This window comes from Microbacterium sp. As-52 (assembly GCF_049949185.1).
GTDB classification, from domain to species: Bacteria; Actinomycetota; Actinomycetes; order Actinomycetales; family Microbacteriaceae; genus Microbacterium; species Microbacterium maritypicum_A.
On sequence record NZ_CP188171.1, the window covers coordinates 773342 to 787195 of the forward strand.

The window sequence follows — 13854 nt, forward strand, 5'->3', positions numbered from 1 at the left end:
GGACGTCAGCGTGTGCGCGCCACCCGCTTCTCGTCCCACACCGGCTCGTCGGATTCGTACACGTCCCCGTCCGATCCGAACACCAGGAACCGGTCGAACGATCGCGCGAACCAGCGGTCGTGGGTGACGGCGAGCACGGTCCCCTCGAATCGCGCCAGCGCGTGTTCGAGCGCCTCGGCCGACTCCAGGTCGAGGTTGTCTGTCGGCTCGTCCAACAGCAGCAGCGTCGCCCCGGAGAGCTCCAGCAGCAGCACCTGGAACCGCGCCTGCTGTCCACCCGAGAGCGAATCGAACGTCTGCTGAGCCTGCCGCACGAGGCCGTACCGGTCGAGCGCCGAGCTCGCGGCATCACGCGGCATCCCGGCGCGTCGATCGTCGCCGCGGTGCAGGATCTCGAGCAGCGTGCGTCCGACGAACTCCGGATGCGCATGCGTCTGCGCGAACAGGCCGGGTACCACGCGCGCACCGAGTGCGGCTGTGCCGGTGTGCTCCACCGCGCTCAGCTGCTCGCCGGTCGAGGTGACATGGCCGAGCGTCGCATCGGGATCGCTGCCGCCGTGCGCCAACAGCCGCAGGAAGTGCGATTTCCCCGATCCGTTCGAGCCCAGCACGGCGACCCGGTCGCCGTACCAGACCTCGGCATCGAACGGACGCATGAGCCCGGTCAGCTCCAGCCGCTGCGCGACCACCGCCCGCTTGCCCGTGCGCGCGCCGCGCAGTCGCATGTCGAACTCCTGCGCGGGCGGCCGCTCCTCGGGCGGGCCGGCTTCCTCGAACTTGCGCAGACGGGTCTGCGCCGCCTGATACCGCGACGCGAAACCGTCGTTCGCCGAGGCTTTCACCTTGAGGTTCGCCACCAGGGTGCGCAGCTTCTCGTGCTGCTCGTCCCAGCGCCGGCGCAGCTCGTCGAGCCGGTCCATCCGGTCGGTCCTCGCCTGCTGGTAGGTGCCGAAGCCGCCACCGTGCACCCAGGCCGTCGCGCCGGCTCCCCCGGGTTCGAGAGTGATGAGCCGATCGACCGCACGAGCGAGCAGCTCGCGGTCGTGCGACACCAGCAGCACGGTCTTGGGCGTCTGACGCAGTTGTTCCTCGAGCCAGCGCTTGGTGGGCACGTCGAGGTAGTTGTCCGGCTCGTCGAGCAGCAGCACCTCGTCGGGCCCCCGCAGCAGCGCCTCGAGCGCGAGCCGCTTCTGCTCACCCCCGGAGAGCGTGGTGAGCTCGCGATACCGCGCCCGCTCGTACGGCACCCCGAGGGCAGCGATCGTGCACTGGTCCCAGACGGTCTCGTGCTCGTAGCCTCCGGCATCCGCGTACTCGGCGATCGCCGACGCGTAAGCCATCTGCGTGTCGTGCTCATCGCGTTCGATCAGCGCGTTCTCCGCCGCCTCGAGCCCATCGGCCGCCGTGCGGATGCGTGCAGGAGCGACCCGCACCAGAAGCTGCTGGACGGTCTCGCCCGCCTCGCCGTGACCGACGAACTGGTCCATCACGCCGAGTCCGCCGTCGATCGTCACCACGCCGTCATCGGCCGTCTGATCGCCGCGGATGATGCGGAGCAGGGTGGTCTTGCCCGCGCCGTTCGGGCCGATCAGCGCGCTCGTCGAGCCGGCGCCGACGCGAAAACTCGCCTCGTCGAGAAGAGGTCTGCCGTCGGGGAGCGTCAAGGAGACGCTGGATACATCGATAGAGCCCACGGTGCGTGGCCGTCCTTCCGCCCGCGCATGCCGAGCCGACTAGCCTATCAGCAGGAGCGGGCATGCTCCACACCGCGGCCGGAGATGCTCCGAACGGTCAGACCAGAACGCTCGACGTCGGCACGGGAGCGGCGAAGAGATCGAGCACGGGGCAGTGCGCGTCGACGACGGTACGCAGGTTCTCGTACTCCTCCGGGGTGTTCGGGCCGGTGATGTCGACCGCCACCCGCACGTCGTGGAATCCTGCACGCCCCGACTCGTCGATGCCGAACAGCTTGCGCACGTCGAGGTCACCCTCCGCAGTGATCTCGATCCCGTCGATCGTGAGCCCGAGAGCCTGGGCGTAGAGCCGGTACACGACCACCTGACACGAGACGAGCGCACCCAGCGCATACTCGACCGGGCTGGCCGCCACGTCGTCACCCGCGAGCGCGCCCGGCTCGTCGACGATGAAGCGGTGCTTGCCTGCGCGGATCTCGGTCGCCACGGAGCCGATGCCGCGCCCACTGACCCGATACGTCAGCCGGGCATTGGCGTCGTCCGCCGCGATCCGGTCGTTCCACGCCGATCCGGCGTCGGTGAGGCGCTGCGCGCGCTCGGGCGGTGTGACATCGGCGACACCGGCGAGCTGGTCCTGGAGAAGAGTCATGGCCCGACGGTAGCGATCATCCCGCGTGCGCTGCCGGCCATTCGTCATCCGGCTTCACACCGGGACACGCAGCGTCACGACGCCGAGATGTTCTCCGCTCGGGTCAGCGTCGCGGCTGCTCGATGCGCTCGGACTCGCCCCACGCGCGGTCCGCCGTGAGAACGGGCATGTCGAGACGTCGCGCGAGTGCGAGACACAACCGATCTCCGAGTGAGAGCCCGCTCCCGCGCTCCCATGACTCCGCGGCGGCTTCGGCGTCGCGCTGAGACACGGGTTCCACCCGCACTCGATAGCTGAGCAGCAAACCGGAAGCGACCTCCCAATCGGCACCGGATGTGCGCACCTTCTGCGCGAGCTCCGACCAGTTCGCCGCTCCGATCACCGACTCATCGAGGACTTCCTCGACCCGATCGGCGCCCGGGTCTCCCTGCAGGAACGCGAGGAGCGCTGACGCGTCGACCACCATCACGCAGCCGCGTCCTCGGAGTTCGCTGATCTGCGTCGCTCTGCAAGAAGGGACTCGAGGGCGTCCTTCCCTTCCAGCTGCGACCTCACCAGCGCCTTGGCTTGCTCCCGGGTGACGAGAATCACGCCTCCCGCCGTCTCGATCATGAGCAGGGGAACCCCCTGCTCCCAGTGCTGACGGGCACGGAGCTCGGCGGGGACCACCAGGCGCCCACGGTCGCCCATCGGTGCAACGAATGTGGTACCCATGCCCCGAGAGTACCCTCCGGCTCGATGAGGGACTCAGTCGGGCCGGCTCAGGCTCATCAGCACTTCGGTGCGAGGCGCTGCCGGCAGGAAGAAGCGGAACTCCGTCCCGACACCCTCCTGACTCGTCACGTCCATCGTCCCCCCATGCGCCAGCACGATGGCCCGGGTGATCGTGAGGCCGAGCCCCACCCCCGGCACCGCGTTGCGCGTCGCGGTCGATGCACGGAAGAAGCGGGTGAAGAGCATCCCCTGCTCGTCCTCCGGAATGCCCACTCCGGTGTCCGTGATCGAGAACTCCACGCCTCCGTCGAGCGTCCGCACCCGAGCGGTGACCGTACCGCCTCGCGGCGTGAACTTGATGGCGTTCGAGAGCAGATTGTCGATGGCCTGCCCGATGCGACCCGCGTCGACGAAGACGGGGATCGCATCCGCCCCGACTTCGGCCACGAGATCGATGCCCTCGCGCTGCGCATGCGGCCCGGCCGACGTCACGGCCGATCGCACCAACTCGGCGACGTCGGTCTCCTCGCGCTCGAGCGGGAACCGCCCCGACTCGACCTGCGCCGTGAAGAGCAGGTCGCCCACGAGGTTGAGCAGACGCTGCGCGTTGCGCTCGATGATGCCGACGAACTCCTGCTGGTCATCGGTGAGCGGCTGCCCCGGATCGTTCTGGAGCAGATCGAGGAAGCCGATGATCGCGCTGAGAGGCGTGCGGAGCTCGTGCGAGATCATCCCCACGAACTCATCCTTCATGCGGGCGACCTCGACGGCCCTGGTCTCGTCGGTCAGCACGAAGAGGTAGCCCTGCTGTGCGCCGGCGCCGTCCTTGTGCGGGCTGACCGTCACGCGTGCCGGAACCGTGGTGCCCCCTGCCGTGACCACCTCGATGTCGCTGTCCACCGTCGACCCGGCATCGGCCTGCGCGAACAGCGCTTCGATCCCGGCGGCGAGCTCGGCATCCCGCGGAGGATTCCCCCGCACGACCTGCGCGTCCTGCGCGTTCTCCGCGGCGAGCATCGAGAGCACGGCGGTGGAGAAGAAGCGATCGATGCGCACGTCGCGGAGCGCCTCGTCGACCGGCAGCCCGAGAAGCCGCACCGCGCCGGGGTTCCACGCCGTCACGATGCCGCGCCGATCCGTGGCAATCACCGCCTGTGCCGTGATGGACGACCAGAGGCTCTCGAACGAGTCGAGCAGCTCACGGTACTGACGCTCCTTGTCGCGCAGCTGCACGATCATCGCGACGTTCTCCGACAGCGCCCTGGTGCGTTCGGCGACGAGCTCCTCCGCCTGCTCCACGCGCATGCGCTGCTGTCTCGAGAGCTGGTTGATGACCGCCGCCACCGCCGAGAACACGAGCGGTCCGACCACGCCGCGCAGCCATTCGACCGAGGTCTCGGGCGGGTCGGTGAAGTACGGCATGAGCAGGGCGATCGAGGTCAGCCCGCCGACCACGAACACCCAGCGGATTCCGGGCGCCGCGGCCAGCCAGACCACGGGGAGGAGCACGAGCGAGGAGAAGAGCGAGGTGGCGCCGCCGGTGCCGGTGCGGAAGAGGCCGAGCCCGGCGATGTCGACGATGGGGATGAGGAGGACGGCCCACCCGTCGATCGTGCCGCGCGCGGTGAGCACGGCGGCGAACGCGGTCGCCGCGAGGACCACCGCGATTCCCGCCACGGCCGGTGCGACGTGCGTGATCGGCAGGTCGGGGACCCACCAGGTCAAGATCGCCGCGATGACGGTCGCGATGACCGTCGGTGCCTGTTTGAGCAGCGGGCTCGGGTTGTCGAAGACCTGATACCAGCGGTTCTCCGCCCGGTCGAGCGGAGTCGCCCTCATCGCCGCACCGTCCCCACGATGGCGTGCAGGTCGGAGCCGGTGATCGGCTTCGGCAGGGCGGCATCGGCCGGCGGATAGTCGGCGGCGTCGAGCACGGAGCTGATCACGAGGAAGCACTCGGGGAACCGCTCCTGGACCAGCCGCGCGCACTCCTGACCCGAGATGCCGGGGAGGATGAGGTCGAGCACGGCCAGCACGGGATCGATCTCGGGGAACGCCGCGATCGCCGACTCCGCGTCGCGGGCGATGAACACGTCGAAGCCCTCACGATCGAGGTATCGACGCAGCAGGGCGGCCTGGTCGGGAGCGTCCTCGACGACGAGGGCCAGCGGCCTCCCGGTCATCGAAGGAACAGCTCTCGCACGACGACGATGATGACGACGACGACCAGGGCGAGCAGGGCTTGAGGGATCAGTCGCCGCTCTCGTCGGGCGTCCGCGGCGATCTCCTCGACTTCGGCATCGTGCGACGGGGTTGCGGTCATGAGTCGACACGTCCGATCTTCTCGGTCTTGATCCAGGAGGCGTCGGCTCGACGCCATTCTTTGATGTAGGAGTCCACGGTGATCGCACACAGCAGCGACCCGTAGCCGCAGATGTACAGCAGCAGACCGGCGAAGAACCGTCCACCGGGAAGAGGCTCCACCGCGCGCGCCAGCCAGATGCCGAGCATCGAGATCGGGCCCCACAGGTAGAAGATCACGGCCCAGACGAAGCGGGATTGATCCGTCAGCCCCAGCCCGACGGCGGTCAGGAGCGATTCGAACGCCCAGGGGAAGAGGGCGATCGCCATCAGGATCAGGGCACCGAGCCCCGGGAACATGATCGCCTCGCGCCAGGAATGTCTGCCGGTCCGCGGGTCGAGCTGCACGGAGTAGAGCATCGAGAAGAGGTAGATGCAGGCCGCGGAGATCCACATGAAGCGGAAGACGAACTCGGCGATGTCGCTGTGCAGGACGAGCAGTGCGAGCATCCCCGCAGCCGCGAGCAGCATGAAGGCGGGCAGCAGCAGGATCGTGAACCAGGCCAGCCCGAAACCGAAGCTGCCCAGGTTGTGATCGCGGCTCGGGCGGAACCAGAGCTTGCGGTAGATCGAGGTCAGCTGCACGTTGCCCCGCGCCCAGCGCAACCGCTGCTTCCACAGGCTGTCGATCGTGCGCGGCTCCTCGGCCAGCACGACCGCGTGCGGCTCGAAGACCATCCGACGTCCCTTGAGCTGACCCTCGAAGGTCGTCATGGTGTCTTCGGCGAGCGTGCCCGTCGGGATGCGTCCCCCGATGGCCTCGAGGTTCGCCCGCGAATGCAGCTGCGCGCCACCGGCGAGGCAGGCGATCGCACCGCCCACGTTCTGCACCCGGCGGGCGGAGAGCTGGCCGATCACGTACTCGATCGCGATGAACCGGGTGAGGTAGTTGCGGTCGCGGCTGCCCTCAGCGATGTACGCCGTCACCGCGCCGACCTTCTCGTCGGCGAGGTGCCTGGTGAGCTTGCGCAGCGAGTCGCGCGCGAAGATCACGTCCGCATCCATGATGAGCACCGCTTCGGTCCACGAGTCGGCGAGGACCACACCGAGACCGTGGTTGAGCGTGTGCGCCTTGCCCTCGCCGCCCTTCTCGCGACGCAGATGCACGACGCGACCCGGATGGGCCTGCGCCTTCGCGCCGACGATCGCCGGGGTGTCGTCCGTGGACGCATCGTCGACGACGAAGACCCGGAGGCGTTCGGCGGGATACTCCAGCTGCAGCAGTCGTTCGATGGCCGGACCGATCACCGCGCCTTCGTTCCAGGCCGGGATGATGACGGCGACGTGCGGGTGGTACGGCGCCGCCTTGCCGTAGTGATTGCGGAACGCGTGCAACGGCAGCACGAGGAACTGCAGCCCGGTATTGATCACGGGCAGCGTTCCCACCAGCACGCAGAGCAGGAGGACGATGACCAGCACGGCCTCCAGCACCGAGAGATCCGTCATCACGACACCTCCATCGCGTCGAGCAACGCGATCACCCGGGAGTATCGGCCGACCTCCGAGGCGTCATGACTGTCGGTGGAGGCGACGATCTCGCCGCCGACGCGCCGCAGGGCGGTCAGTGCCGGGACGCCGGGGCACCCCCACTTCTCGTTGACCTCGACGAGGGTGTCGGTCTCGGCGGCGGCCCGGGCCCAGGCTTCCGTCCGCTCCGGGCCGAGATCGTCTTCAGACAGGCCGATCTTCGGCAGGATCGAGAAGCAGTGCGCGAGCTGGTTCCCCGGGTACCGGCGCATCGTGGCGACGAGCGCCTCGACGAGCTGATCGAGCACATCGTCGGTCGCCCAGCCGGCGGCGATCCGCTCCCGGACCGCCGAGGGCCCGAGAGGACCGGCCGCACCGGGGAACTGATGATCGGCGATGAGGATGCGGTCGATCCCGTCCGGGAGCGTCGGGATGTCCAGCGTTCCCGCGGCGTCGAGGATCTTCGCCTCCACTCCCGTGAGCACCGCGAGACCATCCGGCACCCGGAGGGCCCGCACCGCAGCGAGGTACTCCGGCACCCAGGTGGTGCCCTGTCGCACGTGATCGACCAGACGCAGGGTGGTGAGTCCCGCGGCCGCTGCCGCCTCGACGTTCTGGGCGAGCGTCGATACGGCATCGTCCGAGAACGTCGAGTGGACGTGGTGATCGCCGCGAAGCAGAGCGTGGCTCACAGCTCCTCCTGGTGCCCTGCATGGGCGGAGACCAGCACGTCTTCGATCTCGACGATCACGTCCTCCAGAAAGCGCACGGAAGCGACCTCACGGAACGGTACCTGCACCGGCAGCTCGCGCCCCAGGAACAGGTCGGCCACGAGCGACGGGATGTCGACGCCCGCGGCTATCGTCAGCGGCAGGGCCCCGGGAAAGCGCGGATTGACCTCGAGCAGCACGGCACGACCGGTGCGATCGCGCCGCAGCTGCACGTTTGCGACGCCGACCAGTCCGATCGCACGCGCGATCGATGCCGCCGTCTCCTCGAGCTCCGGGTCGCGGACGGTGCGCCCGGCGATCGCCACGCCGGAATCGACCCGGGCACGGGTGCGGGGCACGGCCGCGACGACGTTGCCGGCGGCATCCGCGATGACGTCGACCGAGTACTCCTCCCCCGGGAGGAAGTCCTGCACGATGAGTCCCTCGTCCGTCGGCAGCGCCTCGAGAGCCGCGCGATCGGGGACGAGCCGCACGCCACGGCTTCCCGCGCCTTGACGCGGTTTGGCGAAGACCGGGAACTCCCAGTCGACGGCCTCGGCGTCACGTCCGGCGAGAACCGTGCGCGGGGTGTGTCCGGTCGGCGCGCAGCGCTCGGCGAGCGCGAGCTTGTCGAGCGCGGTGTTCAGGGTGTCCGCCGACGGAGCGGCCAGGACAGCGGGGGCCAGCTCCTCCCGACGCTCGGCGAGCGCGATGAGCTCGACGTCGACGGTCGAGATCACCAGGTCGAGGCCGTCTTCCGCGGCCAGGCGGGCGATCGCCGGTACGAAGTCGGCGTCCCTTCCCGGCGGCACCAGACGCCGCTGCGCCGGTGGAACCAGGTAGATGCCGCTCGCCCAGCCGTCCATGTCGGCGGCGAACACGGTCAGATCGGATCGGCGCAGCAGCGACCGGATCACCGCCACTCCTGCCGGTCCCCCGGCACCGGTCACCAGCACCCGCTTGGTCATCAGCTCTCCCGTCGCGTGAGTTCGTGGGCGCCGATGAACTCGGCGGTCTCGCGGACCACTTCGAGAGGTTCGACCGCGGTGCCTCCGCCGAACCTCGACCAGTACCGGGCCGTTGCGGTGACGAACTCGGGCGCCAGGTAGTCGCGGCTCGCGGTCTGCGATCCGAAGCGCTCCAGCAGCCGCAGCTTCTCGTCGAGGTAGTGGTCGATGCGCACGAACCTCGTGGGACGGAAGTCGATCGTGGAGGACGGGCTCTGGTAGCAGGCAACGGTGCCCACGCGCCGCGTCGCGACGATGGTGGCCTCGCTCACGGCGCGGTGATCCTGATGGCGGTCGTGACTCGAATGCGTGTAGACGATCGTCGGCTGGATCTCCTGCACGACCTCTTCGATGATCCGCACCGTGGAGCCGCCTCCGGAGATCTCCGTGTCGACGAGGTCCTTCAGGAACAGACGGGCGCCCAACATGTCGGCCGCGGCCAGGGATTCGTTCTGACGGCTGTCGGCGTCGCCCCCTCTGGCCCCGCGGGAGAGCGTGAGGATGGTGATCTCATCGTGAGCCGCGGCGTGCGCCGCGAGCAGCCCGCCGACGCCGATCTCGACGTCGTCGGGGTGCGCACCGATCGCGAGCACCCGCTCGAGCTTGCGCGCCTCTTCACGGCGTCGCCGCCCCTCTTCGACGAGACGGGTGACCGCCTCCACGAGCTTGCCGTTGTCGAGCGGCTTGGTGAGGAACTCATCCGCCTGCGCCCGCAGAGCAGAGACGGCGTACTCCACCGAGACGTGGGCGGTCATCACCACGACCGGAACCGAGGGAACCGTCTTCCGCAACTCGGCGAGCAGTTCGAGCCCGTTGAGTCCCGGCATCTCGATGTCGGTGACGACGACGTCCGGACGCACTTCGGCGACGCGCTCCACAGCCGAACGGCCGTCTTCGGCGACGTCGACGATGCAGCCGGCTCGCCGCTCGAGCACGGTCTTCACGAGCAGGGCGACGTCCGGATCGTCATCGACGACGAGAACGCGAGGGGATTCCTCCATGTACAGCTCTCCTTGGGGAGGTTCCCTGACCGATGGGGGTCGGTCACGCGATCTCGATGCCCTTCAACACCGGGTCCGCAGGGAAAGTCGAGCGGGGTATGTCGATTCTGGCATACGGCACCGTCCTGGCGACGGCGCCTCTCCTACGCTCCGGCGCGGGCCGCGCGCTTCTCCTCCTGGAAGACCCGGATCGCCTCGTACCGCTCAGCGGATCGGGCCCGCCTCTTCGCCGCTTCGTCTTCGCGATTCTTCGGCGGCGCCGTGGTGACGAGCTCGCTCAGGAGCCGGCTGACGACCACGGCGATCTCACCGACGGCGCTGTCGAACGCCGGCTGGTTGGCTCTCGACGGGGTCGTGGTCCCGGCGATCTTGCGCACGAACTGCAGGGCGGCGTCGTGGCATTCCTCATCGGTCGCTGCGGGTTCGAGGTTGTTCAACGGGACGATGTTCCGACACATACCGGAACGCTACGCCGCCCCGCACGCAGACGGAAGAGGCCGACCGGAGGTCCACGGCGCGGAGGGGATGGTGCGGTCGTGGGGCGGTCGCTACGCTCGGGGGCAACCGGGACCGCCCGTGCGTTCCCTCCCGCCTCGTCGACAGGAAAGCACATGACCAACCCCCCGTTCCCCGAACCGCCAGCGCCCGACTCCTCGAACCCGGTGCCGCCGCCGGCAGCCGCCCCCACTCCGCCTCCGCCCGCCTCGGCACCGACCTGGGATACCGCTCCGGGCGCGGCACCCGCCTCCGGATACCCGGCTCCCGCAGCACCCGCGTATCCGCAGCCGGAACCGACCCCTCCTGGACGCGTGCTGTCCATCGTCGGCCTCGTCCTCGCGTTCGTGGCTGCACCGATCGGCCTCATCCTGAGCATCGTCGCCGTCGTGAAGCTCGGCAAGGCGGGGCAGCCGAAGGGACTCGCGATCGCCGGCATCATCATCGGCGCGATCCTGACCATCGCCGGCATCATCGGGATCATCCTGTTCGCGACGGTCATCGCCGGCCTCATCGGCATGTGTGCCGAGCTGGGCACCGGCGTATGGGAGGTCGACGGCGTCACCTACCGGTGCGGCTGAGCCACCCCCGACGAGAAGACGAGAGGGACCGGATGCGACACGCATCCGGTCCCTCTCGTCGTCTGTGGCGGCTACTTCTTGTAGTTCGGCGCCTCGACCACGATCTGCACGTCGTGCGGGTGCGACTCCTTGAGCCCCGCCGAGGTGATGCGCACGAACTTGCCACGCGTCTTGAGCTCTTCGATGGTGCGCGCGCCGACGTAGAACATCGACTGACGCAGTCCGCCGACCAGCTGATAGGCCACGGCGGAGAGCGGACCGCGGTACGGCACCTGCCCCTCGATGCCCTCGGGGATCAGCTTGTCGTCGCTGGGGACGTCGGCCTGGAAGTAGCGGTCCTTGGAGTACGAGGTCTGCTTGCCACGGGTCTGCATGGCGCCCAGCGAGCCCATGCCGCGGTACTGCTTGAACTGCTTGCCGGACTGGAAGACGATCTCGCCCGGGGACTCGTCGGTTCCGGCCAGGAGCGAGCCGAGCATCACGGCGTCGGCACCGGCGACCAGGGCCTTGGCGATGTCACCCGAGTACTGCAGTCCGCCGTCGGCGATCACCGGAACCCCCGCGGGACGCGCGGCGAGCGACGCCTCGTAGACCGCGGTGACCTGCGGGACGCCCACACCGGCGACGACGCGCGTGGTGCAGATGGACCCGGGACCGACACCGACCTTGACGGCGTCGACGCCCGCGTCGACCAGCGCTTGGGCGCCCTCGCGGGTCGCGACGTTGCCGCCGATGATGTCGATGTGCTCGAACGAGGTGTCGGCCTTGAGACGGCGGACGAGGTCGATGACGCCCTGCGACTGCCCGTTGGCGGTGTCGACAACGAGCACGTCGACACCGGCGTCGCGCAGCGCCTCCGCACGCTCCCAGGCATCGCCGAAGAAGCCGATGGCGGCACCGACGCGCAGGCGGCCCTGGTCGTCCTTGGTGGCGAGCGGGTACTTCTCGCTCTTGTCGAAGTCCTTGATCGTGATGAGGCCGGCGAGCTTGCCGTCGCCGTCGATGAGCGGCAGCTTCTCGACACGGTGCTTGGCGAACAGCGCGATGACCTCGCCCGCGGCGACGCCGACGGGAGCGGTCACGAGGTTCTCCCGCGTCATGACGTCCTTGACGAAGGTGGTCTGACGCTCGAAGCCCGAGACGAACCGCATGTCGCGGTTCGTGATGATGCCGACCAGCTTTCCTTCGTCGTCGACCACCGGAAGACCGGAGATGCGGTACTTCGCGCAGAGGTTGTCGACTTCTTCGACGGTCGCATCCTGCGTCGTCGTGATGGGGTCGGTGATCATGCCCGACTCGCTGCGCTTGACGCGGTCGACGTGCGCGGCCTGGTCGGCGATGGAGAGGTTACGGTGCAGGATGCCGATGCCGCCCTCACGGGCCATGGCGATCGCCATGCGGGATTCGGTGACCGTGTCCATCGCGCTCGACAGCAGCGGGGTGGCGACCGAGATGCGGCGCGTGATCCGCGACGAGGTGTCGGCCTCGCTGGGGATCACGTCGGTGTGCCCGGGGAGCAACAGCACGTCATCGTACGTCAGTCCGACGAAGCCGAAGGGATCGTGCTGTTCCATGGATTCTCCTTCTGCGCGAGTCGCGCATGTCCGAGTGCGAGGGGGTGGTCGACGTCGGCCGGTGCGGGGCCGCGGCCCGTATGAAGATTCTAAGCGAGACACGCCCGAGAACATTCCCAGAGCCCCGTCGTTACCGGACTGTTGGCAGGGACCGTAGGCGAATCGCCGATCGCGCATTACGCTCAAGTGCGTCGTCCATCCCCGCGGTCGACCCGACACCGCGGAGACACAGCACTCAAAGTGGAGGTTGCGTGGGACCCACAACAATCGCCGTGCAGCGAAAGCGCCCCTGGGTGGTCGCGCTGCTCGCTATCCTCATGGCGCTCACCGCGTTCGTGTTCCTACCCCCCTCATCGGCTTCGGCCGAGACGACGGACGACGGGCAGGAGGTCACGGAGTTCTACTTCGCCGGTGTCGTCACCTTCGACGATCAACCTGTCGAAGGCGTCGTCATGTCCATCGAAGGCAAGGGCTTCAAGGGTGAGACCGAGACCGACGCCGAAGGCAAATGGCGTCTCTACGTGCCCGAGAAGGAGAAGTACACCCTGACGGTCGATGAGTCGACCCTGCCCGAGGGCGTGATCGTCGACGCGACCCAGTTGCCGGAGGGAACGCAGCCGATCGCGGGGACGACAGCCTCCTTCGAGGTCGAGTTCGGTCTCACCGGGACCAAGATCATGAATCTGTTCCTCGGCGAGGGCCAGCGGGTCACGGTCTCCTTCATCGACCAGCTGCTCTCGCGACTGGTCGGCGGCCTGAACTTCGGTCTCCTGCTCGCACTCGCCTCGATGGGTGCCGCGCTCATCTACGGCACCACCCGGTTGTCGAACTTCGCGCACGCGGAGATGGTGACGTGGGGCGGTCTCGTCGCCCTGGTCACGACCACGTTCTGGCATCTCCCGCTCTGGCTCGGCATCGCCGCGGCCGTCATCGGCGGCGGCCTGTTCGGCTGGGCGCTGGATGCGGGGATCTGGCGTCCGCTGCGGCGACGTGGGCTCGGTGTCGTCCAGCTCATGATCGTGAGCATCGGACTCTCCCTGGCCCTCCGCTACGCATTCCAGTTCATCATCGGCGGAGGCACGTACCAGCTCCCCGGCGCCAGCCCCACGCCGATCCAGTTCGGTCCGATCTCGCTGTCCTACATCGACATGATCGCGATGGGCGTGAGCATCGTCGTGATCCTGGCGGTGGCGTTCTTCCTGACACGCACGCGGATCGGCAAGGCGACGCGAGCGATCTCCGACAACCCCCAGCTCGCCGCTGCCTCGGGCATCGACGTCGACAGGGTCATCCGCTATGTCTGGATCCTCTCCGGAACACTGGCCGCGATCTCCGGCATCCTCTGGGCCTACTTCCGCCCGGGTGTGAAGTGGGACATGGGCATGCAGATGCTGCTGCTGATCTTCGCCGCCATCACGCTGGGCGGTCTCGGCACGGCGTTCGGCGCCCTCGTCGGCTCCCTCATCGTCGGCATCGCGGTCGAGGTCTCGACCCTCTGGATCCCGTCGGACCTGAAGTATGCGAGCGCCCTCGTGGTGCTCATCGTCATCCTCCTCGTGAGACCGCAGGGTCTGCTCGGACGCAGGGAAAGGCTGGGCTGA

General features: G+C 68.6%; 15 protein-coding genes. 2 read left to right on the forward strand and 13 right to left on the reverse strand.

The window, feature by feature from the left end; all coding sequences use genetic code 11:
• Positions 1 to 5: 5 nt before the first annotated feature.
• From ACLFA2_RS03690 to ACLFA2_RS03745, 12 genes are all read right to left on the reverse strand, one after another.
• On the reverse strand, positions 6 to 1694 hold the full coding sequence (locus tag ACLFA2_RS03690; protein ID WP_426622061.1) for an ABC-F family ATP-binding cassette domain-containing protein: 1689 nt from the start codon (positions 1692 to 1694) through the stop codon (positions 6 to 8).
• A 97-nt stretch (positions 1695 to 1791) separates the two neighbouring features.
• On the reverse strand, positions 1792 to 2343 hold the full coding sequence (locus ACLFA2_RS03695) for an OsmC family protein (protein WP_426622062.1): 552 nt from the start codon (positions 2341 to 2343) through the stop codon (positions 1792 to 1794).
• 103 nt (positions 2344 to 2446) lie between these two features.
• Entirely contained in the window at positions 2447 to 2809 is a 363-nt protein-coding gene (locus ACLFA2_RS03700; protein ID WP_426622458.1) for a type II toxin-antitoxin system VapC family toxin, read from the reverse strand.
• Entirely contained in the window at positions 2809 to 3057 is a 249-nt protein-coding gene (locus ACLFA2_RS03705; RefSeq protein WP_021198899.1) for an AbrB/MazE/SpoVT family DNA-binding domain-containing protein, read from the reverse strand. The genes ACLFA2_RS03700 and ACLFA2_RS03705 overlap by 1 nt, the downstream gene beginning before the upstream one ends.
• 33 nt (positions 3058 to 3090) lie before the next feature.
• A complete protein-coding gene (locus ACLFA2_RS03710; protein ID WP_426622063.1) occupies positions 3091 to 4896 on the reverse strand; it encodes an ATP-binding protein in 1806 nt (601 codons plus the stop codon).
• The gene (locus ACLFA2_RS03715) at positions 4893 to 5240 is read right to left on the reverse strand and encodes a response regulator (protein ID WP_021198901.1); all 348 of its coding nucleotides are present in this window, start codon (positions 5238 to 5240) and stop codon (positions 4893 to 4895) included. Before ACLFA2_RS03715 ends, ACLFA2_RS03710 begins: the two co-directional genes overlap by 4 nt.
• Positions 5237 to 5380, reverse strand: a complete 144-nt coding sequence (locus ACLFA2_RS03720; RefSeq protein WP_021198902.1) for a hypothetical protein — start codon at positions 5378 to 5380, stop codon at positions 5237 to 5239. Before ACLFA2_RS03720 ends, ACLFA2_RS03715 begins: the two co-directional genes overlap by 4 nt.
• Positions 5377 to 6864 carry a glycosyltransferase family 2 protein gene (locus tag ACLFA2_RS03725; protein ID WP_426622064.1) on the reverse strand — a complete coding sequence of 496 codons (1488 nt, stop codon included), beginning with the start codon at positions 6862 to 6864 and terminating at the stop codon, positions 5377 to 5379. The genes ACLFA2_RS03720 and ACLFA2_RS03725 overlap by 4 nt, the downstream gene beginning before the upstream one ends.
• Positions 6864 to 7577: a PHP domain-containing protein gene (locus ACLFA2_RS03730; protein WP_021198904.1), complete on the reverse strand. Its 714-nt coding sequence runs from the start codon at positions 7575 to 7577 to the stop codon at positions 6864 to 6866. The genes ACLFA2_RS03725 and ACLFA2_RS03730 overlap by 1 nt, the downstream gene beginning before the upstream one ends.
• Positions 7574 to 8563, reverse strand: coding sequence for an ATP-grasp domain-containing protein (locus ACLFA2_RS03735; protein ID WP_021198905.1), 990 nt, complete (start codon positions 8561 to 8563; stop codon positions 7574 to 7576). The genes ACLFA2_RS03730 and ACLFA2_RS03735 overlap by 4 nt, the downstream gene beginning before the upstream one ends.
• Entirely contained in the window at positions 8563 to 9603 is a 1041-nt protein-coding gene (locus ACLFA2_RS03740; RefSeq protein WP_426622065.1) for a response regulator, read from the reverse strand. Before ACLFA2_RS03740 ends, ACLFA2_RS03735 begins: the two co-directional genes overlap by 1 nt.
• A gap of 143 nt (positions 9604 to 9746) precedes the next feature.
• A complete protein-coding gene (locus ACLFA2_RS03745) occupies positions 9747 to 10061 on the reverse strand; it encodes a DUF2277 domain-containing protein (RefSeq protein ID WP_029258604.1) in 315 nt (104 codons plus the stop codon).
• A gap of 153 nt (positions 10062 to 10214) precedes the next feature.
• Here ACLFA2_RS03745 and ACLFA2_RS03750 point away from each other — a divergent pair, with 153 nt between their 5' ends.
• On the forward strand, positions 10215 to 10679 hold the full coding sequence (locus ACLFA2_RS03750; protein WP_081860083.1) for a hypothetical protein: 465 nt from the start codon (positions 10215 to 10217) through the stop codon (positions 10677 to 10679).
• A gap of 71 nt (positions 10680 to 10750) precedes the next feature.
• Here ACLFA2_RS03750 and guaB read toward each other — a convergent pair whose 3' ends face one another.
• On the reverse strand, positions 10751 to 12253 hold the full coding sequence (gene guaB / locus ACLFA2_RS03755; RefSeq protein ID WP_021198909.1) for an IMP dehydrogenase: 1503 nt from the start codon (positions 12251 to 12253) through the stop codon (positions 10751 to 10753).
• A gap of 317 nt (positions 12254 to 12570) precedes the next feature.
• Between guaB and ACLFA2_RS03760 the strand changes: the two genes are divergently transcribed.
• Positions 12571 to 13854, forward strand: coding sequence for a branched-chain amino acid ABC transporter permease (locus tag ACLFA2_RS03760; RefSeq protein ID WP_036271499.1), 1284 nt, complete (start codon positions 12571 to 12573; stop codon positions 13852 to 13854).

What these genes read in the sequence shown, in the direction of transcription:
- ACLFA2_RS03695 (WP_426622062.1), bottom strand. Translation starts at nt 2,343, where the DNA reads ATGACTCTTCTCCAGGACCAGCTCGCCGGTGTCGCCGATGTCACACCG.
- ACLFA2_RS03700 (WP_426622458.1), bottom strand. Translation starts at nt 2,809, where the DNA reads ATGGTGGTCGACGCGTCAGCGCTCCTCGCGTTCCTGCAGGGAGACCCG.
- ACLFA2_RS03705 (WP_021198899.1), bottom strand. Translation starts at nt 3,057, where the DNA reads ATGGGTACCACATTCGTTGCACCGATGGGCGACCGTGGGCGCCTGGTG.
- ACLFA2_RS03710 (WP_426622063.1), bottom strand. Translation starts at nt 4,896, where the DNA reads ATGAGGGCGACTCCGCTCGACCGGGCGGAGAACCGCTGGTATCAGGTC.
- ACLFA2_RS03715 (WP_021198901.1), bottom strand. Translation starts at nt 5,240, where the DNA reads ATGACCGGGAGGCCGCTGGCCCTCGTCGTCGAGGACGCTCCCGACCAG.
- ACLFA2_RS03720 (WP_021198902.1), bottom strand. Translation starts at nt 5,380, where the DNA reads ATGACCGCAACCCCGTCGCACGATGCCGAAGTCGAGGAGATCGCCGCG.
- ACLFA2_RS03725 (WP_426622064.1), bottom strand. Translation starts at nt 6,864, where the DNA reads ATGACGGATCTCTCGGTGCTGGAGGCCGTGCTGGTCATCGTCCTCCTG.
- ACLFA2_RS03735 (WP_021198905.1), bottom strand. Translation starts at nt 8,563, where the DNA reads ATGACCAAGCGGGTGCTGGTGACCGGTGCCGGGGGACCGGCAGGAGTG.
- ACLFA2_RS03740 (WP_426622065.1), bottom strand. Translation starts at nt 9,603, where the DNA reads ATGGAGGAATCCCCTCGCGTTCTCGTCGTCGATGACGATCCGGACGTC.
- ACLFA2_RS03745 (WP_029258604.1), bottom strand. Translation starts at nt 10,061, where the DNA reads ATGTGTCGGAACATCGTCCCGTTGAACAACCTCGAACCCGCAGCGACC.
- ACLFA2_RS03750 (WP_081860083.1), top strand. Translation starts at nt 10,215, where the DNA reads ATGACCAACCCCCCGTTCCCCGAACCGCCAGCGCCCGACTCCTCGAAC.
- guaB (WP_021198909.1), bottom strand. Translation starts at nt 12,253, where the DNA reads ATGGAACAGCACGATCCCTTCGGCTTCGTCGGACTGACGTACGATGAC.
- ACLFA2_RS03760 (WP_036271499.1), top strand. Translation starts at nt 12,571, where the DNA reads ATGGCGCTCACCGCGTTCGTGTTCCTACCCCCCTCATCGGCTTCGGCC.